Origin of the sequence: Achromobacter sp. ES-001 (assembly GCF_019448355.1) — a bacterium.
In the GTDB taxonomy this organism is placed as follows: Bacteria; Pseudomonadota; Gammaproteobacteria; order Burkholderiales; family Burkholderiaceae_B; genus Achromobacter; species Achromobacter spanius_B.
The window spans coordinates 5,701,324-5,725,189 of record NZ_CP079940.1 but is presented as its reverse complement, the minus strand read 5'-3'; the positions used below and the strand labels follow the sequence as shown (position 1 = coordinate 5,725,189).

The following is a 23,866-nucleotide window of genomic DNA, read 5'->3' as shown; positions in this document are numbered from 1 at the left end:
CATCGCGCGTAAACAATAGCTACCTACCATGCGGCGTTCTGCAAACCGTTGGCTGAACGCTCATGATTCAAGCACGACCCTTGCGCAGGGGGCTTCCCGCCTATGCCCTGCGCGCAACCTCCCTGGCCGTTATCCTGGCCCTGTCCGCCTGCGGCGGCGACGACGATAACGACACCGACGCCCCGCAACAGAATGACGACGTTGCCTATGTAGTGCCGGCACCGCCCGCCGGCCTGGGTCGCGTCGATACCGCACCCGTTCCGGATGCGCCCGCGTTCGTGGATTTTGCCGCCACGAACCAGCGCGGCGATCCGCGTTACGCCACGTTGGAATCCAATGCCGGGGTGCGCGTGCTGAGCGGCTTCCTGGACATCTGGGAACCGCGCACGCGCCTGGTGGACGCGGGCGTCACCGCCGCCGGCGCCGACGGCTTCCCGGGCATCATCGCGTCGGACTGGACGGGCATTCCAGGCGACGCCACCGATGGCCGCGTGAAGAACAAAGCCGTGCATGACGAGAACATCGACTTTGTGGTGCGCACCACCGCCAAGCGCACGCCCGAGCAGGCCAAGGCGGCCTACCTGGACGATCGTCGTGGCAAGAACTACAGCGTGACGGATGGCCTGGGGCCGCTGACGGCGGCATGGCGCACGGCGGCGCAGCAGACCACCAGCATCAACGACGTGGCGCCCGATGCCACCACCGTCAAGTACGACGACACCGGCAACAACACGGGGGTGGGCGGCGCGGCCAACCCGGCCTTCGGCGATGTCATCGACTTTGTGAACAGCATGGGCGGCAATGCGTCCACTGAACCCAGCAAGCGCTTCTACAAGTACGCGCGCCCGTGGCGCTGGAGCGCCAACGTGCAGGTCGTGCCGGCGCTGGAACCGGCCAAGAGCACGTCCGCGCCCACCGACGGCGGCTACCCCAGCGGCCATACCGCCGAGTCCGTGCGCAATGCAATCGGCATGGCCTACCTGGTGCCGGAACGCTTCCACGAACTGCTGGCGCGCGGCCTGGAACTGGGCGAAAGCCGCATCATTGCCGGCATGCATTCGCCGCTGGATGTGATCAGCGGGCGCGTGTTGGGCCAGGCGTCCGCGCTGGGCAACATCTATGCCGCCAGCGAAGGCACGCGGTCGGTCGCTTATGCGCAGGCGCACCAGACGCTGATGGCCGCGGTGGGCGCCAGCACGCCCGAGCAGTTCCTGGCGTTTGCCCACTCTCAGGACGTCAGCCAGGACCGCTTCGCGGATCATGCGGCCAACAAGGCCGAGTACCGCCGTCGCCTGACATTCAGCTTTACGCAGATTGGCGACACCGGCAAGCCGGCCGTCGTGCCCAAGGGCGCGGAAGTCATGCTGGAGACGCGCTTGCCTTACCTGAGCGCCGAGCAACGCCGCGTGGTGCTCAAGACCACGGCCTTGCCGTCGGGCTATCCCGTCATTGACGACGCCGAAGGCTTCGGCCGCCTGAACCTGTTTGCGGCCGGCGACGGCTACGGCGCGTTCAACGGCGACGTGGACGTCACCTGACGGCCAGCCGAGGCGGCTTCCATGCGCTGGACGTGTGGCGCAACGATATCGGCGGCGCGGGCAAGCTCACCAAGAGCGGCACCGGAACGTTGGGGTTGGCAGGCGCCAACACCTACACGGGCGGCACGCAGGTGGCGGGGGGCGTTTTGCGCGCTGACGCCGCCCAGGCCCTGGGCCAAGGCGCGGTGTACGTGGGGGGCGGCGCGTTGGCCATCAACGCCACCGAGGCCGTGCAGGTGCAAGGCCCCTACACGCAAACGTCGGCGGGCACGCTGCAAACCTGGATCGGCGACGCTGACGCCGGCCAGATCGCGGTGACGGCCGATGCGGCCTTGGCCGGGCAATTGAACGTCGACTTCCGCCCGGGCTACACGCCGCAGGCGGGTACGACGCTGACGGTGCTGCGCGCGGGCAAGGTACACGGCACGTTCGACGGCGTGACCGTCAAGGGCTTCAAGGCCACGGCGATCTATAACGCCGACAGCGTGCAGGTGCGTCTGGACCCTGCCGTCTGATGGAGCGGCGCAGGCGGCGCAATGATGCCGCCTGCGCCGGCGCCTGCCATGCCCCTGCCTGATCCATGGCAGGGGCATTTTTTTGGGGCCGCCGCGCCTATCCGTGAAATCGCGGGTTTTCCAGCGCCGGGGTTTTCCATAAACTGACCGGCCCACCCCATAACGAGAACGCCATGAGACAGAGTCTTCCCACCCTGGGCGCCGCCCTGGTCCTTTCAGTGTGCGCGCAGGCCGCGCTGGCGCAAGCAGCCCCGGCCGCCGGTGGCGCCGCGCCTGCCACGGCGTCCGCCCCAGCCGTCGCCGCCCCGACGCCGCGCGACCCCTTCTTCTGGTTGGGAGAGATCAACAAGGCCACCACCGTCATCAACACCGATGAAGGCTTGTTGGACAAGGCCATGGCGCCGCGCCTGGCGGCAGGCGTGGCCAAGGTCATCAACGACGGCAACCAGCCGGGCGCCAAGCGTCCCGCTACCGTCATCACGTTCGAACCGCTGCTGATCAAGGCGGCCGGCGAAGACATCACCTTGCTGCACGCCGGCCGCTCCAGCCAGGACATGCACGCCACCTACCGCAGCGCCATCCTGCGTGACAAGCTGCTGGACCTGGCGGACCAGTTGAACAAGACATCGACCACGCTGGTGGAGCTGGCGGCCAAGCATGCCGGCACCGTCGTGCCGAACTACACCAATGGCGTGGCCGCGCAGCCCAACAGCTATGGGCACTACCTGCTGGGCCAGGCGGCCGGGCTGGCGCGCGATGCGCAGCGCATACGCGAGGCCTATGCCCGCATCGACCGGTCGCCGATGGGCACCACGGTGCTGAACGGCACCAGCTGGCCGCTGGACCGCAAGCGCATGGCGCAATACCTGGGCTTTGAAGCGCTGGTGGACAACGCGTACGACGCCTCGCAGATTTCGTCGATGGACCAGCCGGTGGAAGTGGCGTCGATTGTGACCAGCATCGCGCTGCGTACCGGTAATTTTGTTGAAGACGTCATGACGCAGTACGCGCAGTCGCGCCCGTGGATCCTGCTGGAAGAGGGCGGCGGCAACACCTACGTGTCCAGCGCCATGCCGCAAAAGCGCAACCCCGGTCTGCTGAACGACACGCGCAGCGATGCGTCCACCGCCATCACGCTGGCGATGGGCCCCGTGATCCAGACGCACAACATCACGCCCGGCATGAGCGACCCGAAAGACGTGAAGCAGAATTCAGCGATGGTCGATAGCGGCATTTCGGCACTGAAGCGCTGGGACCGCGTGCTGCGCGCCATGGTCATCAGCCCCGACCGCGCGCTGGAAGAGTTGAACAGCGACTGGACGGCGTCGCAGGAATTGGCCGACGTGCTGATGCGCAAGTACAAGCTGCCGTTCCGCGACGGCCATCACTTTGCGTCCGAAGTGGTCAGCTACGCCAAGGCCAACAACATCAAGCCGTTGGACTTTCCGTATGAGCAGGCGCGCCGCATTTACGCCGACGCGATGAAGGATTCCAAATACGGCAACGAGCTGCCCATGAGCGAAGCCGAGTTCCGCGCCACGCTGGACCCCGTGGCCATTGTGAAAAACCGCGCGACCATCGGCGGCCCGCAGCCGGCGGAAATGGAACGCATGGTGAAGGCCGCGCGCGAACAGCTGGCGGCGCAAGGAAAATGGATCAAGGACCGCCGCGATCACATCAACCAGTCGCTAGCCAGCTTGGACAAGGCGTTTGACGCGCTGGCGGCCAGCGCGGGCAAGTAGGCGCGCTATCTCGCGGTGTCGTGCTGGACGGCGTCCAGCAGGCAGCTCCGCAGCCAGCGGTGAGCGGCATCCGCGTCCATGCGCGGATGCCACAGCATGGACACGGTGAAGGGTGGCATCGCGAAGGGCAGCGCGAAAGTGTGCATGCCGCTGCGCAGGCTGCCCGTGTGCCGCTCGGGTACGGTTGCGATCAGGTCTGACCCGCGCGCCAGCGCCAGCGCGGCCGAAAAGCCGCTCGCGCTGGTGGCGATGCTGCGTTCCCGCCCTGCGGTGGCCAATGCGGCGTCCACCGGCCCGCTGTCCCGGTTGCGCCGGGATATCTGAATGTGGCGCGCCTTGGCATAGCGGGCCAGTGTGATCTTGCTGGCTGCCAGCGGATGGCCCTTGCGCACCACGCCAACGAATCGATCTTGAAACAAGGCGCGTGTGCGCAGTTCGGGGCTGGCCGCGTCGCCGACCACGCCGGTTTCCAGGTCGACGTTGCCTTCGCGCAGCGGGGCGCTGTCCTTGTCGGTTTTCTGTACAAAGCGCAGCCGCACGCCGGGGGCTTCATGGGCGGTACGCGCGAGCAGGCGCGCCCCGAAATTCTCGACGAAACCGTCGCTTGCGCGCAGCGTGAAAGTGCGCGCCAGCCGCGCCAGGTCAGGCTGCGCGGCGGGACGCAGCACCGCTTCCACCTCCTGCACCAGCCCATGAACCTGACCGCGCAGTTCCAGGGCGCGCGGCGTGGGCACCAGCCCGCGTCCGGCACGCACCAGCAGCGGGTCGCCGGTGGTGTCGCGTAGCCGCGCCAGGGCGCGGCTCATGGCGGACGGGCTCAGGCGCAGGCGCCGCGCCGCGCGCGCCACGCTGCCTTCGTCCAGCAGCACGTCCAGCGTGATAAGCAGATTCAGATCGGGATGGTCCATGCGGCAAACGTAGCATGCCGCCGGGTGCTGCGGGGGTTTTGGCATGGCGTCTGGCGCAGGTATTCAGTGCAACTGCTGCGTCTTCCGCTTGGTGTGGCGCACGCCTAGGATGTGCGAAAGGGCGCCGTGTTGGCGTCCCGCCTTTCTTGCAGGCCCGATCATGCCCACCACTCCTCCCGCAGTCCCTGTGCCGCCCCGACCTGCCCCCCGGTTGTTGGCGTGCCTGTCCTTATGCATGTTGCTGCCCGCGCTGGGCGCCAGCATTGCCAACGTGGCCTTGCCGACGCTGTCAGTGGCGTTGGATGCGCGCTTTCAGGACGTGCAGTGGATTGTGCTGGCCTACCTGCTGGCCATCACCACGCTGATTGTCAGCGTGGGGCGGCTGGGAGATCTGCTGGGACGGCGGCGGTTGATGTTGGCGGGAATCGGGCTGTTCACCGTGGGGTCGCTGGCCTGCGGCGCGTCGCTCGGCTTGGGCGGATTGATTGCGGCGCGCGCGGTGCAGGGCCTGGGCGCGGCGATCATGATGGCGCTGACCATGGCGTTCGCCAGCGCGTCCGTGGCCAAAGAGAAGACGGGTAGCGTCATGGGGCTGATGGGGACGATGTCGGCCATCGGTACCGCCTTGGGGCCGACGTTGGGCGGGCTGTTGATCGGGGCGTTTGGCTGGCCTTGGATTTTTCTGATCAACGTGCCGCTGGGCGTGTTGGCATTCGGGCTGGCGTGGGTTCATTTGCCCAAAGACGGCGTGCAAGGCGGCCCGATGCACTCGCCGCACGCCGCGTCTTCAAGAGCACGCTTCGATGTGCCCGGCTCGGCGCTGTTGGCGTGCGGCATCGCCGCCTACGCATTGGCGATGACCGCCGGTGGCGGCTTCGGGGCCACCAATGCCGCGCTGCTTGCTGCGGCGGCCATGGCCGGCGGGGCGTTCGTGTGGCGTCAAGCTCGGGCAGCGTCCCCGCTTGTCCAACTGTCGCTGTTTCGCCAACCCGCGTTAAGCGCGGGCGTGGCGACGAACGGGTTGGTGTCTACCGTGATGATGACGACGCTGGTCGTGGGGCCGTTCTACCTGGGCGGCGCGTTGGGCCTGGACACCGCGGGGGTAGGCCTGGTGATGTCGTGCGGCCCTGTCGTCGCGGCGCTGGTGGGGGTGCCGGCCGGGCGGGCGGTGGATCGGTTTGGCGCGCAACGCGTGATGCTGGCCGGTTTGGTGGCGATGACCGCCGGCGCGGCGGTGCTGCCGTGGGTGCCGGCCGCCTTTGGCATTGCAGGGTACGTGGCGCCGCTGGCCGTGATCACCAGCGGCTATGCGCTGTTTCAGGCCGCCAACAGCAGCGCCGTCATGGGCAGCGCGCAGGCGGATCAGCGCGGGGCGGTGTCGGGCGTCTTGAACTTGTCGCGCAACCTGGGGTTCATTACGGGCGCGTCGTTGATGGGCGCCGTGTTTGCGTGGGGCGCCGGCAGTGTCGACCTGCGGTTCGCGTCGCCCGCCGCGTTGGCGGCGGGCATGCGGTGGACCTATGCGCTGGCCGTGGTGCTGCTGTGGGTGGCGGTAACGGTAGCCATCATGGGCCGCGACCGCGCGCGGTCTGCCGCCTGGACCGGGGCCTGATCGGCAGGCGCCATGACGCGCGGCTAGAACGACACCATGTCGGCCGGGTTCAGGATGCCCATCACTCCCAGCGCACCCTTGATCAGCGGGATGGCCACGGGCGACAAGTGGCGTCCCAGCGGGATGCCCGCATGGTCAAAGCGCGTCAGCATGGCGTAGTCGGTGTTGCGGCCGGTGACGTCATCGCTGATGGCGCGGCCGATGCGCACCGTTTGCGCCACGCCGTGGCCGCTCCAGCCGTGCACCATGTACACGGGCACATCGCCCGCGCTCTTGCGGCTGTCGGTCGCGCCGTTCAGCGTCAGGTCGCTGATGCCGCTCCAGGAATATTCCAGCGCCGGGTTTTCCAATTGCGGGAACACGGTCTTGATGCGATCCAGCAGGTAGTTGTTGACGTCGCGCGGCGACCACGAGTTACCGGTGCCCTGGCCTCCGAACAGCAGCCGGTTGTTGCGCACCGGCCGGTAGTAGTCGATTTGCAGCTGCGTGTCGTAGATGGGCAGGCCGGACGGGATCAGCGCGTTCAGCGTATCGCCCAGCGGCGGGGTAACGGCCACGTAGGTGAAGAACGGCACGGTGGTTGAGCTGCCCGGCATGAACTGGAAGGTGGCGCTGTGCACGGCCAGCACCACGGCGCGGCGTGCCTTGATGGCGCCTTGCGCCGTCGTCACGCGCGTATTGCCCGGCGATTCGTCGATGGCTTGCGCGGCGGTGTTGTCGTAGACGCGGCCGCCCAGTTTGACGAAGGCGTGGATCAGACCTCGCAGCAGCGCCAAGGGCTGCACCTGGCCGCCGCCGCTGTCGATGGCCGCGCCGAAATAGATGTCGGACTTCACGTACTGTTCTTTCAGTTCGTGCCTGCCGATGATCTTGACGGCATCGTCGCCCAGCCGCCGGCGCGCGTCGGCATTTTCAACCAGCGCGCCCATATGGCCCGCATGCACCGCCGCCGTGACGTGGCCGCGCTTGCGGTCGCAGTCGAAGCCGTAGCGCTCGCGCAGGCCGTCCACCGTTTCCATGGCTTCGACCGAGGCAAAGCGCCACAGCCGCCGCGCGTCGTCCAACGGCAGGTTGTCCAGCATCGTGCCCGCTTCCCAGCGCGCCAGGCCCGGTGTCATCTGGCCGCCGTTACGGCCCGATGCGCCCGAACCGATATGGTCTTTTTCGATCAGCACCACGTCGACGCCGGCTTCGGCCAGGTGCAAGGCGGTGGACGCGCCCAGCAGGCCGCCTCCGATGACGACCACTTCGCAGTCCACATCGCCCGGCAGCGGGCCGAAGGCGGGCCACTCGGACAGCGAGGCTTCGTAGTAGTTGGCGGGCATGGGGTCGGTGGGTTTGGCGTCGCGCCGCCAGTTCCAGATGCGCGGATCAATGCCCAGCCGGGTGGGTATCGGCTGGGCATCGTGCAGCAATTGGGCGGGCGGCAGCATGGTGTCGCGGGGCGGCACACTGGCGTAGGCGGTGGTCAAGGCGTGCGAGGTCGCGGGCCACAAGCCCAGTGCGCCGACGGCGGTGGCCGTCGTTGTGGCCGCCGCTGTCTTGAGGATGAATTCGCGTCGATTCAATGTCATGTCGATGTTCCTGGAATCGGGAAAGGGCTCAGGCCGTGGGGGCCGGGCCGAAGCGGTTGCGGCCGGGAGCGCCGGCGGGCAGCATGAAGGGCTGCAACAGCAGCGTGCCGATGACGGGCACGGCATGCAGCAAGCCCCACCAGCCGCTGCGGCCGGTGTCGTGCAGGCGGCGGATGGTGACGGCCAGCGCGGGCAGCAGCGTCAGCAGCAGAAAGCCCGCCGTGTACCAGCCAAACAGGATTTCAGGGTTGGCGATGGCCAGCGCGCGTTCCACCGCCGAGATCGCCAACACGGCCATCAGCTGGAACAGCACGAAGTACCAATATTCGCGACGCCGTGCGCGGCCTTGGAAGACGGCGTAGTGTTTGAGGGCTTGCAGATACCACTTCATGGGGGGTCTCCTGGTTTGTAAAGATGTGCGCCATCCGCGCCGGGCGTGAGCGCGGGCGGCGTCATCGGCGCGCGGGGGCGCCAAGGGATTGCAAAGAATTAAGGGAAGGGGCGTGGGCGCGGGCGGGCGTCGTGCCGGCGCGTCGGACCCGTCAGCTGCCGGGGCTGTGCGCCAGTCCGGGCAGGCTGGGCTGGCCGGCGTGGCCGCCCGCCGCGTGTGATGGCGGGGCGGGCAGCACCGCCAGGCGTAGCGCACCGGGGGCGCCGATAAGGCGGTCACCGTGTTGCGGCTGCCACAGGCTGCCGGTGCGAATGCGGTGGGCGGTGGACATGACCACGCGCGAATCCGCGTTCAGCACCAACGCGGGCTTGCCGATGCGCCGCAACGCGGGCAGCAGCATGCGGTCCAGCGTGGAGACCAGGACATCCACGGCGGCCACGCCGGCGAACGCCTGGCGGACCAGCACGGGGTGCGCGGCGGTGATGGTGTAGGCGCCGTTGCAGATGTAGTCCACGTAGGGGCCTTCGATAACGGGAAGATGGCGGCGCGCGGGCTGGTCGAACCAGGCGAACGCGCGAAAATCCAGCCGCCGCCGGGTTTCCTGATTGCGTTCCAGGGGCACGTGTTGCAGGGAGCGCCCCTCTTGCTGCCACCACTCCAGCGTCCAGTAGCCGTCATCGGTGTCGGCATGCGCTTCAAAGCTGGCGAAGCCCGCGCCGTTGCACCAGGGGTTCAGTTGCAGCGCCACCTGGATGTGGGTTTGCAGCGCGCGGCGATGGTCCGCCGACAGCCGCAGGCCGCTACCGGGCGTCGGGGTCTGGCCCGACAGAATCTGCGCGGCGGCCTCGGCCAGCGCGGCGGCGGTGTTCCGGGCGTCGTTCACGACGCAGTCCAGAATGCCGTGGGCCCGGTCGATATGCGCGTCTTCGTTCATCTGCCGTCTCCTGTAGCCAAGGTTGCCGCCGGCGTTCAGCGGCCCTAGGTCTGTTGTGGCGGCGGCGCCGTGGCGTCCAACCGCAGTTTGTGTTCAAGCAGGTGGTCCGTCTGCGTGCTGATCATGTCCAGGGCAAGCGCGCTGCCGGCAAGATCGTCGCCCGCTTGCAGCGCCGCTTGCAGCCGGCGATACGCCGCCACCATCTCGGCGTGCACCGACCCGTGCGGATACAGCGCGGCAACCAGCGGCGCCCATTCCGCCTGGATTTCAAGCTCTTGGTTGGCCAGCCGCGCCGACTGCGCGTGCGTGGCCAGCAGCAGCAGGCAACGCATGTCCGACTGCGCGCGCGCCTGCGCCGCCTTAGCCGCTTCGAACTGGTCGATCTCTTGCGCCAGGCGCCGGTGATCGTCAGCCGTTGAACGCTGCGCGGCCAGCTTGGCGCTGTGGCCGATCACGGCGCAATGCAGCTCGCCCAGGTCGGCCAGATCGCCCGGCGTGGCCAGGCGCAGCGGATGGCGGTCGTGCATCATCTGCGCCGGCACGGGGCACACGAAGCTGCCCCCATTGCGCCCGCGCCGGGTGTCGATCAGCTGGCGCGCGCGCAAGGTGTTCAGGGCCTCGCGCACGGTTACGGGCGACACGCCCATCAGGCGCGACAACTCGTTCTCGTTGGGCAGCTGCTCGTCGGGATGCAGCAGGCCGGCGACGATCGCATTGCTGAGGCGTTCGACGACCTGCTCCGAGCGCGTGCCTTGGCCGATCGGTGCGTAGACGATGGCGTGGGCGGTCATGGGGGGCTCCGGCGCGAATGGAAAACGTGCATCATGCCACGGCGCTAGAAGATGCCGTGGCGATGCAGCGCCTGGCTGTCGTCGGGCACGGGTGCGATGGCATCCCAGAGTTCGACGACCTTGCCGTCTTGCACGCGCCACAGTTCAAAGTAGGCGTGGCGCTGGTCGGCGATGCTGCCCTCGGAATGCGTCAGCACGAAGTCGCCTTCGGCCACGCAGCGATGGATGCGGCTGTATTGCAGGCCCTGACCGGATTCGCGCAGCTGGTTCAGAAAGCCGATGACGGCTGCCGTGCCGTCGGCAATGTCCGGGCTGTGCTGGTGGAAGGCTTCGCCGTTGCAGTTGTCGATGAACGCTTGATAGTCGCCTTCGATCAGGGCGCGCGTGAAAAAGCCCAGCACCAGCGCTCGGTTTTCATCGACGTCCTGGTCGTTGCGCGGTTGCGTCGGGCCGTCCAGCTGGGTGCGGCCACTGGCGTTGGGCGGCGCTTCGGGCACCAGGCCGTCCCAATGTTCGACGATGCGGTTGTCGGCCACGCGATAGATGTCAAAGCCGACCAGCGGCTGTTCGCCCAGGCCGGTGTAGCGGCCGTGGATGGCGACCAGGTCGCCGTCCACCAGCACGCGGTGGGCCTCGTGCTTCAGGTTGGGATGTTCCTGGACCAGCATGAACAGGCCGTCCAGCCCGTTTTTGACCAAGGGGGAATGCTCGATGAAGCGCGGCGAGAAATAGCGTTCCAGCGCGCCGGTGTCGCGCAGCGTGAACAATTCATGGTGCGCGCGGGCAACGCGTTCGCGCAGCGCATCGGCTTGGGTGGTGGGCGTGTGTTGGGTGCTCATGATGTTTCCCCGGTCAGTCGTGCGCGCTCATCACGTGCTTGACGCGCGTGTATTCCTCGAAGCCATAGGCGGACAAGTCCTTGCCATAGCCCGACCGCTTGAAGCCGCCGTGCGGGGCTTCGGCGGTCAGCGGAATGTGCGTGTTGATCCATACCGTGCCGAAGTCCAGCTCGCGCGACAGGCGCTGCGCACGGCCGTGATCGCGTGTCCAGACGCTGGCGGCCAGGCCGTATTCCACGTCGTTGGCCATGGCGATGGCCTGTTCTTCGCCGGCAAACTTCTGCACCGTAATGACGGGGCCGAAGACTTCGGTCTGGATGGCTTCGTCCTGCTGTTGTAGGCCGGTGACGACGGTGGGTTCGAAGTAGTATCCGGCGCGCGCGGCCTGGCGGCCGCCGGTTTCAACGCGGGCGTGGGAAGGCAGGCGGGTGATGAAGCCCTGCACGCGTTCCAGCTGCGCGGCATTGTTCAGCGGACCGTACAGCGCCTCCTGATCGTCGGGGTCGCCAAAGCGGGTGTCGATAGCCGCGGCCACCAGCTTGGTGACGAACGCGTCGTGCACGGATTCAGCCACGATGACGCGGGTGGCGGCGGTGCAATCCTGCCCCGCATTGAAGAAGCCCGTCAGCGCAATGTGTTGCGCGGCGCGGTCCAGGTCGGTGTCTTCAAAGACGACGACCGGCGCCTTGCCGCCTAGTTCCAGATGTGCGCGGGTCAGGTTGGCGGCGGCGGACGCGGCCACTTGCAGGCCGGCTCGCACCGAACCGGTGATGGACACCAGCGCGGGGGTCTTGTGCGACACCACCTTGGCGCCCGTGGCGGCATTGCCCAGCACCACGTTGAACGCGCCGGCGGGGAAGAACGGCGCGGCCAGTTCGGCCAGCAGCAAAGTGCTTTCGGGCGTGGTGTCGCTGGGCTTGAGCACTACCGTGTTACCTGCTGCCAGTGCCGGCGCGATCTTCCAGACGGCCATCATCAGGGGATAGTTCCAGGGGGTGACCTGGCCCACCACGCCCAGCGGTTCGCGGCGGATGCTGGACGTCAAACCTTCCATGTATTCGCCCGTGGCCTTGCCCTCCAGAAAGCGCGCGGCGCCGGCAAAGAAACGGATCTGATCGACGCAGACAGCGACTTCTTCAGAGGCGATCAAGTGCTTGAGCTGGCCGGTGTTGCGGCTTTGGGCCTCGACCAGGCGGTCGCTGTTGGCCTGGACCGCGTCGGCCAATTTCAATAACGCCTGCTGGCGCGCGGACGGCGTGCTGCGGCCCCAGGTCTTGAAGGCCGCGCTGGCGGCGGCGTAGGCGGCATCGACGTCGGCGGCGTTGGCGTTGGGAGAGCGGGCGATAGGCTGGGCGGTGACCGGGCTGATCAGGTCGAAGTATTCAGAGCCCGTGGATTCGGCGTACTGGCCGTTGATGAAATGCTTGAGGGTGGGCAGCGCCATGGTTTGTCTCCCGGAGGGTTGTTCTGGTTTGGGTTTTTCTAGCGGGTGGGCCAGCACATTGGCTGACGGGTGGGCTAGCGATAGTTATATTCTCTGAGGTTATAGGTATTTATTCTGCTGGGGTTAACCCCTGGACGCGAGCCCCATGCAAAACGCCCGGGCGCGAGGCCCGGGCGTGGGGGTCAAAGCAAATGCGGTGAGCGGCTATTCCGCTTTCAGTCCGGCCTGGATGATCAGCGGTTGCCACTTCAGCCGTTCGCTACGCGCAAAGGCTTCCAGTTCAGCGGGCGTGCCGCCGCCGGGCTCGTGGCCAAGTTCCAGCAGGCGTTGGCGCACTTCGGGCTGCGCCAACGCCTTGGCAAGTTCCGCGTTCAACTTCTGCACCACGGCGGGCGGCGTGCCCTTGGGGGCGTACAGGCCGTTCCACGCAATCACCTGGAAGTCGGGCAGGCCCTGCGCCGACACCGGTTTCACGCCCGGCAATAACGCGGATTCCTTCAACGACGTAACGGCCAACGCGCGCAGCTTGCCGCTGGTAATGAACGAGCGAGCGGCGCTGACGGTGTCGATACCCAGCTGCACCTGGCCGCCCATCAGGTCCGTGGTGGCGGTTGCCGAACCCTTGTACGGAATGCCCCGGATGCTGGCCACGCCTTGTTGCTTGAGCAATTCGAACACCAGCCGCGCCGTGGTGCTGGGCATGCCGACATTGACGCTGTCGGCCTTGGACTTCGCGGCGTCTTGCAGGTCGGACAGGCTGTTGTAGGGCGAGCCGGGCGCGGTCAGCAACACCATCGGAAACGAGCTGACCAGCATGATGGGCGCGAAGTCTTTCGCGGGGTCGAAATTGGTGGACGCATAGATGTACTGATTCAGCACGTGCGTGCCGTTGGTGCCCATCAGCAAGGTGTAGCCGTCGGGGGCGGCGCGAGCCGCTTCGGACGCGCCGATGTTGCCGCCCGCGCCCGGCCGGTTTTCGACAATGAACGGCTGGCCCATGCTGCGCGCCAGATACTCGCCTAGATACCGGGCGGCCACGTCGGTGCCCTGTCCTGCCTGGTAGGGCACGATGATGCGCACCGGCTTTGAGGGATAGCTGTCCGCGGCCGACACCGGCTGTGTGAACAGAACGGATGCCGCCAGCGCGGCGATCATGCGTAAGGGTTTCATGGTGGTCTCCTGGATTTTTTTATAGGGTCGTGATGCCGCGGACGCGGCTGCTGCCGTTGCCGCGGTGCTGCTGCTGCTGCTGCTGCTGCTGCTGCTGCTGCTGCTGCCGTCGTTGCTGCTGCCTGCTATCGCTTGCGCGCGGGCCCGAGCGGCAAGACGCCGTCTGCGCGCAAGCCGGCGATGTGCGTGTCGTCATACCCCGCCTGCCGCAAGACTTCATCGGTGTGTTGCCCAAAGCCGGGCGGGGGGCGGCCGATGCGCGTGGGCGCTTCGGACAAGCGCGTGGCCGGACCAATGCCTTGATAGCCGTCGCGCGACACGCGCATGCCGCGATGCACCGCGTGCGCCTGTTCAAACGCTTCGGGCACGCTGTTGATGGGGCCGGCCGGCACGCCCAGCCGCATCAGGTCGTGGCAGAGATCGGCACGCGTGCGGTGGGCCAGCGCTTGCTCGATGGCGGCGCGCAAGGCGTCGCGGTGGTCCAGCCGCTGGCGGTTGGTGGCAAAGCGCGCGTCCTCCAGCAAGGCGCCCAACCCGGCGTAATCGCAGAATTTGCGGAACTGGCGGTCGTTCACCACACCCAGAAAAATCTCGCCGTCGCGGCATGCAAACCGGTCGTATGGCGCGATATTCGGATGCGCGCTGCCCATCAACGCGGGCGTCTGGCCCGTGTGCATCCAGTTGGCCGCGTGCGGCACCAGCAGGCTTAACGCGGTGTCGAACAAGGTCACGTCCACGCGCTGGCCCTGGCCCGTGCGTGCGCGGTGGTACAGCGCCAGCAGGATGCCCGACTGCGCGGTGTAGCCGGTCAGGTGGTCAACGATGGGGATGCCGATGCGCGTCGGGCCGCCGGCCGCGTCGCCGTTCACGCTCATCAAGCCGCACATGGCTTGCAGGATGGCGTCGTAGCCGGGCATGCCGCCCAGCGGGCCGTCTTCGCCAAAGCCTGAAATGGCGCAATAGATCAGCTGGGGAAAGCGCGGCTTCAAATCTGTTTCGTAATCCAGGCCCCACTTGGCCATGGTGCCCGGCAAGAAATTTTCGACCAGCACATCGGCCTCTTGCAGTAGGCGCAGCAGCACGTCGCGACCGCCAGGTAAGGACAAGTCCAGGCCAATGGCGCGCTTGCCTCGGTTGACGGCGGTGAAGTAGGCCGCGTCGCCGTCCGCGTTGACGGGCGGGCCCAGCGCTCGGGTTTCGTCGCCGCCTGGCGGCTCGACCTTGATGACGCTGGCGCCCTGGTCGGACAACATCTGCGTGCAGAGCGGCCCGGCCAGAACCCTGGATAGATCGATGACCCGAATGCCTTCCAGCGCGCCAGCGGCGCGGGCGGGCGGGGCGTGTGCAGCATGCTCCGATGAACCAGACATCATTGACCTCGGTTTGGTCATGTCGGACGCGCGGGCGGCAAACCCGCGCGCGATCATGGTAAGCAGCGGCGGCCGGTCAGCCGTCGGAAATCAGGCAGCGGGGCGCGCGCTGCGCCCGCGCCGCCCATGCATCATGCAGTCATGAGGGCCATGTGCGCGATACGGCTTACGCACGGGTGGGCAATTCAACCACGCCCGAGCCCAGCACGGACAACTCGTCGTCCTGGTTGCGCGCTTCCTGTTCGATTTCCACCAGGTGCCGGCCGTCTTCCACGTACTTGCGCTTGACGCGGCCCTTGAAGAACAGCATGTCGCCCTCGGGGTTGTGGCGGCGAATCTTGCACGTGGACTTGCGCAGGAAGCCGTCATCGCCCATCCAGTTCGTCAGGTGATGCGTCAACCACGAATTGCGTTCCGGACCGTAGTCGTAGGCGCCCGGCGCGCCCACTTCCAGCGCGAATTCTTCTTCCCAGTGCACGCGTTCCGGCACGTCGGGAATGCCGAAGCGGTTGGTGATGCCCACGCCCGGATGCGCGTCAATCAGTTGCCAGGCCAGCTTGTTGGCGCGGATGTACAAGCCACCCCAGCCTTGCGCGTAGGCAATGAAGCCGGTCACCGTCATGGGGCCCTTGAACATCACGGGCAGTTCTTCGCCTTCCTTCACGTCTTCCCAGTAACGGGGCGTGGCGCCGCGCACTTCTTCCTGCGCGTACAGCTTGTAGGCTTCCTTGATTTCTTCAGGGCTGTAGCGGCGCGGTTCGCGGGCGCGCACCTCCTTGTACTTGCTGCCTTGTTCGCGGGCGTGGTCGCGTTCGGTGCGAAAGCACCAGCTGTCGGCCTCGGCCACCTTGTCGCCGTCCTGGTTGAAAAAATCCACGTGATAGATCTGTTGCACGGCGCGGCCGGCAAAGCGCGTCTGGTGTTCAACCAGGTCTTTAAGGTGTGCTTCGGTCGAGATCACGTCGTTGCGCTTGACGGTCTTGTGCCAGGTCCAGTCGGCGCCTGACCACATGGCGTGCACGCCGGGCAGGCCGCCCACGTAGCCCGACACGATGCGGCTGGTGGAAAACAAAAAGCTGGGCAAGGCGATGATGCCGCCATGCTGCGTCTTGGCGGCGTAGTCGGGGTCCGACCACAGCGGGTTGTCATCGCCGATGCCGTGCGCGTAGTGGCGGATGTTGTCGCGCGTGGCTTCGTAGCACCACGGTTCGGCGGTGGCGCCGATCTTCACGCCGATCCGCGCGCGCAGTTCGTCCAGGCCGCGCTCGGTGATCTTCGGGAAGCTGCGTTCGGTCTTCGTGGGGGCCTGGGCTTGGGGCTGCACTTGCGGTTTGGTTTCGGTCAGCATGATGTCTCCTGGGGATGGGTCATACGTGCGCGGCGGGCGCGGCGGGTGTTTTGTTGGTGGGGATGTCGGCGGAGCCGTCGGTAGGGGTGTCAGGGGAGGTGGCGGCGTTGATGTTCGCGGAGGGCGCTGCAAGTTCCTGTTCGCGCAGTTTGCGGCGATGAATCTTCCCGGCTGGCGTCTTGGGCAGCTCAGGCACAAACACCACCTGGCGCGGATATTCGTGTTGCGCCAATTGGCTGCGCACGGTGTTCTGGATTTCTTCCACGAAGGCGTCGTCACCCGGCCGGGCCGACACCACGAACGCCTTGACGACCTGGCCGCGCAGCGCGTCGGGCACGCCGATGGCGGCGGCTTCGGTGACGTCGCGGTGTTTCAGGATGGCGTCTTCGATTTCAACGGCGCTCATCGTCCACCCGGCGGAAATGATGACGTCGTCGGCGCGGCCGCCATGCCAGAAATAGCCGTCTTCGTCGACGCGGCCCAAGTCCTTGGTGGCTACCCAGGCGTCGCGTCGCCACAGTTTCAGTTCGCCCGTCACACCGGGCGGGCAGGGCGCGCCGTTGGCATCCTGCACCTGGACGCGCAGGCCGGGCACGGGCTTGCCCAGCGATCCCGCCTTGACGGTGAAGTCTGGCGCGCCCGGGTAGTTCACCAGGCACACGCCGATTTCCGTCGTGCCGTACATGCTGCACACCGGGCGTCCAAAGGTTGCCAGGACAAAGGCAGAGGTCTCGCTGTCGATGGGTTCGCCGGTAAAAGACACCTTGTCTATCTGGTAGCGATATTGGCCCGCCGCGCCAGAGTTGCGCATCATCCGGTAATGCGTGGCGGCCGCCGAGATGTTGTTGAACGCGTGGTCCTGCAAGGCTTGCAGCAGGCGTTCGGCGTTGAACTTGCCGGCATAGGCGCCGATGGTCACGCCCATCGCCAGGGGCGCCAGCGTGCCGTGCCATAGGCCATGCCCCCACGCCGGCGATGACGGGCACATGTAGCGGTCGCCGGGGCGCACGCCGGTGCCGTACAGCGCGGCCAGCATCAACGTGACCAGCGCGCGATGCGTGTGGCGCACGGCGTCGGGCAGTTCGCGGGTGGTGCCCGATGTGTACTGGAAAATGGCCAGGTCATCGGCGTGCGTGTTGCAGTCGTATTGCGCGGGGAAGCGGTCCAGCGATGCCAGGAATGCGTCGTCCGCAATCACCACGCGCATGTCGTCGGCGGCCGGCACCATCGGCGCCTTGTCGGCGTTGGTGACCAGCATGCGCGGCTGGCAATCCTGCACGCGCAGCCGGATGCCGTCCGGGCCAAACAGGGTGAACAGCGGCACCGCGATCGCGCCGCGCTTCATGGCGCCGAACATGGCCACATAGAACGCCAGCGACGGTTCCAGCATGACGGCCACGCGGTCGCCGGCGCCAATGCCCTGATCGGCCAGGTAGTGCGCAAAGCGCGAGGACGCCTGGGCGATCTGTTGGAAGCTGAAGGTTTCATCAGCGCCGGTTGCACGCACCAGGATGATCGCGGGCTGGTCCTTGTGCGCGTGCCGGTCGATGCATTCGTGCGCAATGTTCATGCGGTCGCGGTTGCCATCGAACAACTCCCAAAGCTTCTCGGAAGTGCAAAGCGCGTGCGCGTCGGCGTATGAGGTGGTCTGCGTCAGCATCGTCATGTCGTCGTACCTGTGTGGGTCTGGCAAGCCGTTGAAGCGACTATGCGCGCCGGCTTTTAAATTGTCAATGACGTTTATTGATTGTATATAGACAATTACGGGCGGCAATTAAGGGACGCGTTTTGTCCCGCGCAAGGTATGCTTGCCGCAATAAAAACCGGAGAGCCCGATGAGTGAAGCCAGTTCCCAGGAATCCACCGCCGTGGCGGGGCCGCGCGTGCGCCCCGTGCCGGCGGTAACGCGGTCAATCGCCATCTTGCGATTGCTGGGCCGTGGCGGCGAGGCCATGACCTTGAAGGCCATCTCGCAGGAGCTGGGCATGGTCACCAGCACCTGCCTGCACATACTTCGTGTGCTGGTGGAAGAAGGGTTGGTGAAGGTCGACACCGGCACCAAGCGCTACAGCCTGGGCGTGGGCATGTTGACCCTGGCGCGCAGCGTGATCGAAAGCAGCCCCTTCCCGGCGTTGGTGCAGCCGGTGCTGGACAAGCTGTCCAGCAGCGCGAACGTCACGGCCATCGGCGTCGAAGTGGCGGGCAGCGAACACATGGTGGTGCTGGCGCTGTCGCGCTCGACCGCGCCCTTCCGTCTGCACGTGGACGTGGGCAGCCGCTTCCCCGCGCTGATCAGCGCAACGGGCCGTTTGGTGGCCGCGTTTTCAGACCTCTCGGACAAAGAACTGGAACGCCGATTCAAGGCGTTGCGCTGGGATCAGGCGCCCGCCTATGCGGAGTGGAAAGCCGACATCGACGCGGTGCGGCGCGAGGGCTATAGCCTGGATCGCAACCACTACATCAACGGCGTTGTCGTCATCGCCGTGCCCGTGCTCGACAGCCACAAGCGCATGACGCATTCACTGGTGGCCGCGGGCCTGGCCGAACAACTGGACGACGCCCGCGCGCACGCGCTGGCCAAGGAATTGCAAGCGGAAGCGCACAGGCTGTCGCAACTGCTGTCCACACGGAGCTGACGCCATGTCGCACCCCGCCAATCCCGAATCCCTTGCCGCCGATGGCTGGCACCGCAAATCACTACCCGGCTTCGCCGGACTGATCGGCCCCTTGTGGGTGCGCAAGGAAGGGCAGGCGTGGGCCTACGGACTCTTGGCCACCGAGAACCACCTGAACCCGGCAGGCGTCGTACACGGCGGCTTGTTGACCGCGCTGCTGGACCACGGCTTAAGCGCCATCGCCTGGCAAGCCCTGGACCGCCGCGCGTGCGTCACGGTGCAACTGGACACGCACTTCCTGGCGGCGGCACGCGCGGGACAGTTCCTGGAAGTGCGCGGAGACGTCCTGCGCGCCACGTCCAGCCTGGTGTTCATGCGGGGAGAGTTAAGCGTCGCCGGGCAGGTGCTGGCGACGGGGGCGGCGGTGTTGAAAGTGCTGGACCCAGGCCCAGGCGCGAAGCCCGCGCCTGCCTGATTGCGCCGCCCCGCCTTAGAACCCGATTCGCGGCACGTGCACGCGGCCTTCCATCAGCACGCGCGCGCTGCGGCTCATGATGGCCTTGGTGACCTTCCATTCGCCGTCAACCAACTGCGCTTGTGCGCCTACGCGCAGCGTGCCGGAGGGGTGGCCGAAGTTGACGTTGTCGCGTTCGGTGCCGCCGGCGGCCAGGTTGACCAGCGTGCCGGGGACCGCCGCGGCGGTGGCGATGGCGACGGATGCCGTGCCCATCATCGCGTGGTGCAGCTTGCCCATGGACAGCGCGCGCACCAGCACGTCGATATCGCCCGCGCCGATCTGCTTGCCGCTGGATGACACGTAGGCCTTGGGCGGCGCAACGAATGCGACCTTCGGCGTGTGCTGGCGGCTGGCGGCTTCTTCCAGTTTTTCGATCAGGCCCATGCGCAGCGCGCCGTGCGCGCGAATGGTTTCAAAGCGCGCCAAGGCAGCGGCGTCGCTGTTGATGTCGTCTTGCAATTCCGTGCCGGTATAGCCCAGCGCAGCCGCTTCCAGGAAGATGGTCGGGATGCCGGAATTGATCATCGTGGCCTTGAACGTGCCCACGCCCGGCACTTCCAGGTCGTCCACCAGATTGCCCGTGGGGAACATCGAGCCGCCGTCGCCGTCTTCGGCCGGGTCCATGAATTCCAGGCGCAGTTCGGCGGCGGGAAAGGTCACGCCGTCCAGTTCGAAGTCGCCGGTTTCCTGCACCGCGCCGTCCGTCATGGGCACGTGAGCGATGATGGTTTTCTTGATGTTGGCCTGCCAGATGCGCACCACCGCCACGCCGTTGTCCGGCACGCGCGCCGGGTCGACCAGGCCGTTGGTGATGGCGAAGGGGCCGACGGCCGCCGACAGGTTGCCGCAGTTGCCGCTCCAGTCCACGAACGGCTGGTCAATGGAGACCTGGCCGAACAGGTAATCCACGTCGTGATCCGGCTGCGTGCTTTTGCCGACGATGACGGTCTTGCTGGTGCTGGAGGTGGCCGCACCCATGCCGTCGATCTGCTTGCCGTAGGGGTCGGGGCTGCCGATCACGCGTAGCAGCAACGCGTCGCGCGCCGGGCCGGGCACGCGCGCGGATTCGGGCAGGTCGTCAAGCTTGAAGAACACGCCTTTGCTGGTGCCACCGCGCATGTAGGTGGCGGTGATTTTGGTCTGAGGAGCATGAGCCATGGGGATGTCCTGGTGTCTGTGAGGGTCAGGGCGGCGGTGCGCAGCCCGGTTTAGCCGGCCTTCTTGGTGTCGCCCGCAACGGATTCGGCTTCCAGGAAGTCCTGCGCAAAGCGTTGCAGCACGCCGCCGGCTTCGTAGATGGACACTTCTTCCGCCGTGTCCAGACGGCACGTCACCGGCACCTGCACGGTCTGGCCATCGCGGCGATGGATCACCAGCGTCAGGTCCGCGCGCGGTTGGCGTTCGCCGATCACGTCATAGCTTTCGGTGCCGTCCAGCGCCAAGGTCTTGCGGTTCACGCCCGGCTTGAATTCCAGCGGCAAGACGCCCATGCCGATCAGGTTGGTGCGGTGGATGCGTTCAAAGCCTTCGGCCACGATGGCTTCCACGCCCGCCAGCCGCACGCCCTTGGCCGCCCAGTCGCGCGACGAGCCCTGGCCGTAATCGGCACCCGCCACGATGATCAGCGGCTGCTTGCGATGCATGTACGTTTCGATGGCTTCCCACATGCGCATCTCGCGGCCTTCGGGCTCTACGCGCGCCAGCGATCCCTGCTTCACCGTGCCGTCTTCGTTGGTCACCATCTCGTTAAAGAGCTTGGGATTGGCGAAGGTGGCGCGCTGCGCGGTCAGGTGGTCGCCGCGATGGGTGGCGTAAGAGTTGAAGTCCTCTTCGGGCAGGCCCATCTTGTGCAGGTATTCGCCGGCCGCGCTGTCCATCAGGATGGCGTTGGACGGCGACAGGTGGTCGGTGGTGATGTTGTCGCCCAGCACCGCCAGCGGCAGCATGCCGCGCAGCGTGCGCTCGCCAGCCAGCGCGCCTTCCCAGTACGGCGGACGGCGAATGTAGGTACTTTGCGGACGCCAATCGTACAAGGGGCTGACGCCCGCTTTACGGTCTTCCTGAATGCCGAACATCGGCGCGTACACCTTGCGGAACTGCTCGGGCTTGACCGCCGTCTTGACCATGGCGTCGATCTCTTCGTCGCTGGGCCAGATGTCTTTCAGGCGAATCTCCTTGCCGTTGCCGTCCACGCCCAGCACATCGCGTTCGATGTCAAAGCGGATGGTGCCGGCAATCGCATAGGCCACCACCAGCGGAGGCGACGCCAGGAACGCTTGCTTGGCGTACGGATGGATGCGGCCGTCGAAGTTGCGGTTGCCGGACAGCACGGCTGTGGAATACAGATCGCGGTCGATGATTTCTTGCTGGATGACCGGGTCCAACGCGCCCGACATGCCGTTGCACGTGGTACAGGCGAAGGCGACGACGCCGAAGCCCAGCGCTTCCAGATCCGGCAACAGCCCGGCTTCCTCCAGGTACAGCTGTACCGCCTTGGAGCCGGGCGCCAGCGAGCTCTTCACCCACGGCTTGCGGGCAAGGCCGGCGCGGCGCGCATTGCGTGCCAACAGGCCGGCGGCAATCACGTTGCGCGGGTTGCTGGTGTTGGTGCAGCTGGTGATGGCGGCAATGATGACCGCGCCGTCGGGCATCAAGCCCGGTGCGTTTTCGACCACGCCGGAAATACCACGTTCGGCCAGGTCCGAGACGGGCAGGCGGCGGTGCGGATTGGACGGGCCGGCCAGCGTGCGCACGACCGTCGACAGGTCAAAGCGCAGCACGCGTTCGTATTCGGCGGTCGCCAGGCTGTCGGACCACAGGCCCGCCGTCTTGGCGTAGGTTTCCACCAGCGCAATCTGTTCGTCTTCGCGGCCGGTCAGGCGCAGGTAGTCGATGGTCTGCTGATCGATCGAGAACATGGCGGCGGTGGCGCCGTATTCAGGAGCCATGTTCGAGATGGTGGCGCGGTCGCCCAAGGTCAGGCTGGCGGCGCCTTCGCCGAAGAACTCCAGATATGCGCCCACCACTTTTTCTTTGCGCAGGAACTCGGTCAGCGTCAGCACCACGTCGGTGGCGGTAATGCCCGGCTGCGCGCGGCCGGTAAGTTCCACGCCGATGATGTCCGGCAGGCGCATCCACGAGGCGCGGCCCAGCATCACGTTTTCGGCTTCCAGCCCGCCCACGCCGATGGCGATCACACCCAACGCGTCCACGTGCGGCGTGTGGCTGTCGGTGCCTACCAGCGTGTCCGGGAACGCCACGCCGTCCTGTGTGTAGATCACGGGCGACATCCGTTCCAGGTTGATCTGGTGCATGATGCCGTTGCCCGGCGGCACCACTTCGATGTTGCGAAAGGCCTGCTTGGTCCAGTCGATGAAATGGAAGCGGTCTTCGTTGCGGCGGTCTTCCACCGCGCGGTTGCGGGCAAAGGCGTCGGGGTCGGTGCCGTCAAATTCCACCGCCAGCGAGTGGTCCACGATCAACTGCACCGGCACCACCGGGTTGACCTTGGCCGGGTCGCCGCCTTTTTCAGCGATGGCGTCGCGCAGGCCCGCCAGGTCCACCAGCGCGGTCTGGCCCAGGATGTCATGGCACACCACACGCGCGGGAAACCACGGAAAGTCCAAGTCGCGGCGACGCTCGATCAGTTGCTTGAGCGCATCCGTCAACATCGCCGGGTCACAGCGGCGCACCAGGTTTTCGGCCAGCACGCGCGACGTGTACGGCAGGCCAGCGTAGGCGCCGGGCGCAATGGCTTCAACGGCGGCGCGCGCATCGAAATAATCCAGGCGGGTGCCGGGCAGGGTCTTGCGGTACGAGTGGTTCATCATGCCTCCGTGCGCGTCAGCGTGCTTTGCGCGATCTGTTGTTCGATGTTGATACGTGACGCGCGGATATGGCGGCGCATCAGGATTTCAGCCAGCTCGCCGTCGCGGTCTGCGATGGCGTCAAGAATGCGGTGGTGTTCGGCATAGGCCTGCCGGGGGCGGTTGGGCGTGGTCGAATACTGGATGCGGTACATGCGCGCCAGTTGGTAGAGCTCGTCGCACAGCATGCGAAACAGCATCTGGTTGCCGCTGCCCTTGACGATGCGGTAGTGGAAATCGTAATCGCCTTCCTGCTGGTAGTAACCCACGCCGGCTTGAAAAGCGGCATCGCGTTCATGGGCGTGCAGTACCTCGCGCAGCTCGGCGATTTCAGACGGCGGCATGCGCTCGGCGGCCAGCCGGCATGCGGTGCCTTCCAGCGATTCGCGAATCTCATACAGCTCGGACAATTCCTGCTGCGACAAGGAGACCACCCGCGCGCCCGCATGCGGCACGCGCACCAGCAGCTTCTGGCCTTCCAGACGATGCAGCGCTTCACGCAGCGGCCCACGGCTGACGCCATGGATACGCGCAAGTTCGGGTTCGGAAATCTTGCTGCCCGGGGCGATCTCGCCCTTGACGATGGCCGCCTGGATCTTCTTGAAGATGTGATCCGACAGCGTCTCGCCGTCCCCGGGCGCCGCGCCTGGCAGCGTCAGCACTTTGCTCATAGTGTCAACAATATGTCCGAA

The 23,866-nt window shown here is 66.5% G+C and carries 18 protein-coding genes and 1 pseudogene; 5 read left to right on the top strand and 14 right to left on the bottom strand.

The genetic code is table 11. The features are described 5' to 3' along the window. Positions 1-62: 62 nt before the first annotated feature. Both KYT87_RS25910 and KYT87_RS25905 read left to right on the top strand, forming a co-directional pair. Positions 63-2,053 (top strand): annotated as a pseudogene (locus KYT87_RS25910) (phosphatase PAP2 family protein). A gap of 173 nt (positions 2,054-2,226) precedes the next feature. Beyond that, the gene (locus KYT87_RS25905) at positions 2,227-3,795 is read left to right on the top strand and encodes an argininosuccinate lyase (RefSeq protein WP_120157043.1); all 1,569 of its coding nucleotides are present in this window, start codon (positions 2,227-2,229) and stop codon (positions 3,793-3,795) included. Positions 3,796-3,800: 5 nt separating this feature from the next. Here the strand turns inward: KYT87_RS25905 and KYT87_RS25900 are convergent, their stop codons facing one another. Beyond that, positions 3,801-4,703 (bottom strand): LysR family transcriptional regulator, encoded by a 903-nt coding sequence (locus KYT87_RS25900; protein WP_219991189.1) that lies wholly within the window; start codon positions 4,701-4,703, stop codon positions 3,801-3,803. Between the two features lie 160 nt (positions 4,704-4,863). Between KYT87_RS25900 and KYT87_RS25895 the strand changes: the two genes are divergently transcribed. Next, entirely contained in the window at positions 4,864-6,315 is a 1,452-nt protein-coding gene (locus KYT87_RS25895) for an MFS transporter (RefSeq protein WP_219991188.1), read from the top strand. A 23-nt stretch (positions 6,316-6,338) separates the two neighbouring features. Here KYT87_RS25895 and KYT87_RS25890 read toward each other — a convergent pair whose 3' ends face one another. The 10 genes from KYT87_RS25890 to KYT87_RS25845 form a co-directional block, all read right to left on the bottom strand. After that, positions 6,339-7,748: an FAD-binding oxidoreductase gene (locus KYT87_RS25890; RefSeq protein ID WP_219992783.1), complete on the bottom strand. Its 1,410-nt coding sequence runs from the start codon at positions 7,746-7,748 to the stop codon at positions 6,339-6,341. A 169-nt stretch (positions 7,749-7,917) separates the two neighbouring features. Continuing rightward, a complete protein-coding gene (locus tag KYT87_RS25885) occupies positions 7,918-8,280 on the bottom strand; it encodes a DUF805 domain-containing protein (protein WP_046806655.1) in 363 nt (120 codons plus the stop codon). Positions 8,281-8,431: 151 nt separating this feature from the next. Then, a complete protein-coding gene (locus KYT87_RS25880) occupies positions 8,432-9,214 on the bottom strand; it encodes a cache domain-containing protein (protein ID WP_046806654.1) in 783 nt (260 codons plus the stop codon). A gap of 44 nt (positions 9,215-9,258) precedes the next feature. Then, positions 9,259-10,005: a FadR/GntR family transcriptional regulator gene (locus KYT87_RS25875; protein ID WP_046806653.1), complete on the bottom strand. Its 747-nt coding sequence runs from the start codon at positions 10,003-10,005 to the stop codon at positions 9,259-9,261. Between the two features lie 44 nt (positions 10,006-10,049). Then, positions 10,050-10,844, bottom strand: coding sequence for a nuclear transport factor 2 family protein (locus KYT87_RS25870; RefSeq protein ID WP_219991187.1), 795 nt, complete (start codon positions 10,842-10,844; stop codon positions 10,050-10,052). 13 nt (positions 10,845-10,857) lie between these two features. Continuing rightward, the gene (locus tag KYT87_RS25865; RefSeq protein WP_219991186.1) at positions 10,858-12,288 is read right to left on the bottom strand and encodes a gamma-aminobutyraldehyde dehydrogenase; all 1,431 of its coding nucleotides are present in this window, start codon (positions 12,286-12,288) and stop codon (positions 10,858-10,860) included. A 204-nt stretch (positions 12,289-12,492) separates the two neighbouring features. Continuing rightward, positions 12,493-13,458, bottom strand: coding sequence for a tripartite tricarboxylate transporter substrate binding protein (locus KYT87_RS25860; RefSeq protein WP_046806650.1), 966 nt, complete (start codon positions 13,456-13,458; stop codon positions 12,493-12,495). Between the two features lie 125 nt (positions 13,459-13,583). Beyond that, complete coding sequence (locus KYT87_RS25855; protein ID WP_219991185.1) at positions 13,584-14,831, bottom strand: CaiB/BaiF CoA-transferase family protein; 1,248 nt, start codon at positions 14,829-14,831, stop codon at positions 13,584-13,586. 163 nt (positions 14,832-14,994) lie between these two features. Then, positions 14,995-16,176 (bottom strand): MaoC family dehydratase N-terminal domain-containing protein, encoded by a 1,182-nt coding sequence (locus tag KYT87_RS25850; RefSeq protein WP_046806649.1) that lies wholly within the window; start codon positions 16,174-16,176, stop codon positions 14,995-14,997. Positions 16,177-16,195: 19 nt separating this feature from the next. After that, a complete protein-coding gene (locus tag KYT87_RS25845) occupies positions 16,196-17,842 on the bottom strand; it encodes an acyl-CoA synthetase (RefSeq protein ID WP_219991184.1) in 1,647 nt (548 codons plus the stop codon). A 169-nt stretch (positions 17,843-18,011) separates the two neighbouring features. Here KYT87_RS25845 and KYT87_RS25840 point away from each other — a divergent pair, with 169 nt between their 5' ends. Together KYT87_RS25840 and KYT87_RS25835 are read left to right on the top strand one after the other, a co-directional pair. Then, on the top strand, positions 18,012-18,812 hold the full coding sequence (locus KYT87_RS25840; RefSeq protein ID WP_219991183.1) for an IclR family transcriptional regulator: 801 nt from the start codon (positions 18,012-18,014) through the stop codon (positions 18,810-18,812). Positions 18,813-18,816: 4 nt separating this feature from the next. Beyond that, on the top strand, positions 18,817-19,266 hold the full coding sequence (locus tag KYT87_RS25835; protein WP_219991182.1) for a PaaI family thioesterase: 450 nt from the start codon (positions 18,817-18,819) through the stop codon (positions 19,264-19,266). Positions 19,267-19,281: 15 nt separating this feature from the next. On the opposite strand, the gene prpF is transcribed toward KYT87_RS25835, so the two are convergent. Genes prpF through KYT87_RS25820 form a run of 3 tightly spaced genes read right to left on the bottom strand, consistent with a single transcriptional unit; the run spans position 19,282 to position 23,845 of the window. After that, on the bottom strand, positions 19,282-20,466 hold the full coding sequence (prpF, locus tag KYT87_RS25830; RefSeq protein WP_120157035.1) for a 2-methylaconitate cis-trans isomerase PrpF: 1,185 nt from the start codon (positions 20,464-20,466) through the stop codon (positions 19,282-19,284). A gap of 50 nt (positions 20,467-20,516) precedes the next feature. Next, complete coding sequence (gene acnD / locus KYT87_RS25825; protein ID WP_046806644.1) at positions 20,517-23,135, bottom strand: Fe/S-dependent 2-methylisocitrate dehydratase AcnD; 2,619 nt, start codon at positions 23,133-23,135, stop codon at positions 20,517-20,519. Then, positions 23,135-23,845, bottom strand: coding sequence for a GntR family transcriptional regulator (locus KYT87_RS25820; RefSeq protein WP_104141845.1), 711 nt, complete (start codon positions 23,843-23,845; stop codon positions 23,135-23,137). The genes acnD and KYT87_RS25820 overlap by 1 nt, the downstream gene beginning before the upstream one ends. Positions 23,846-23,866: the final 21 nt, after the last annotated feature.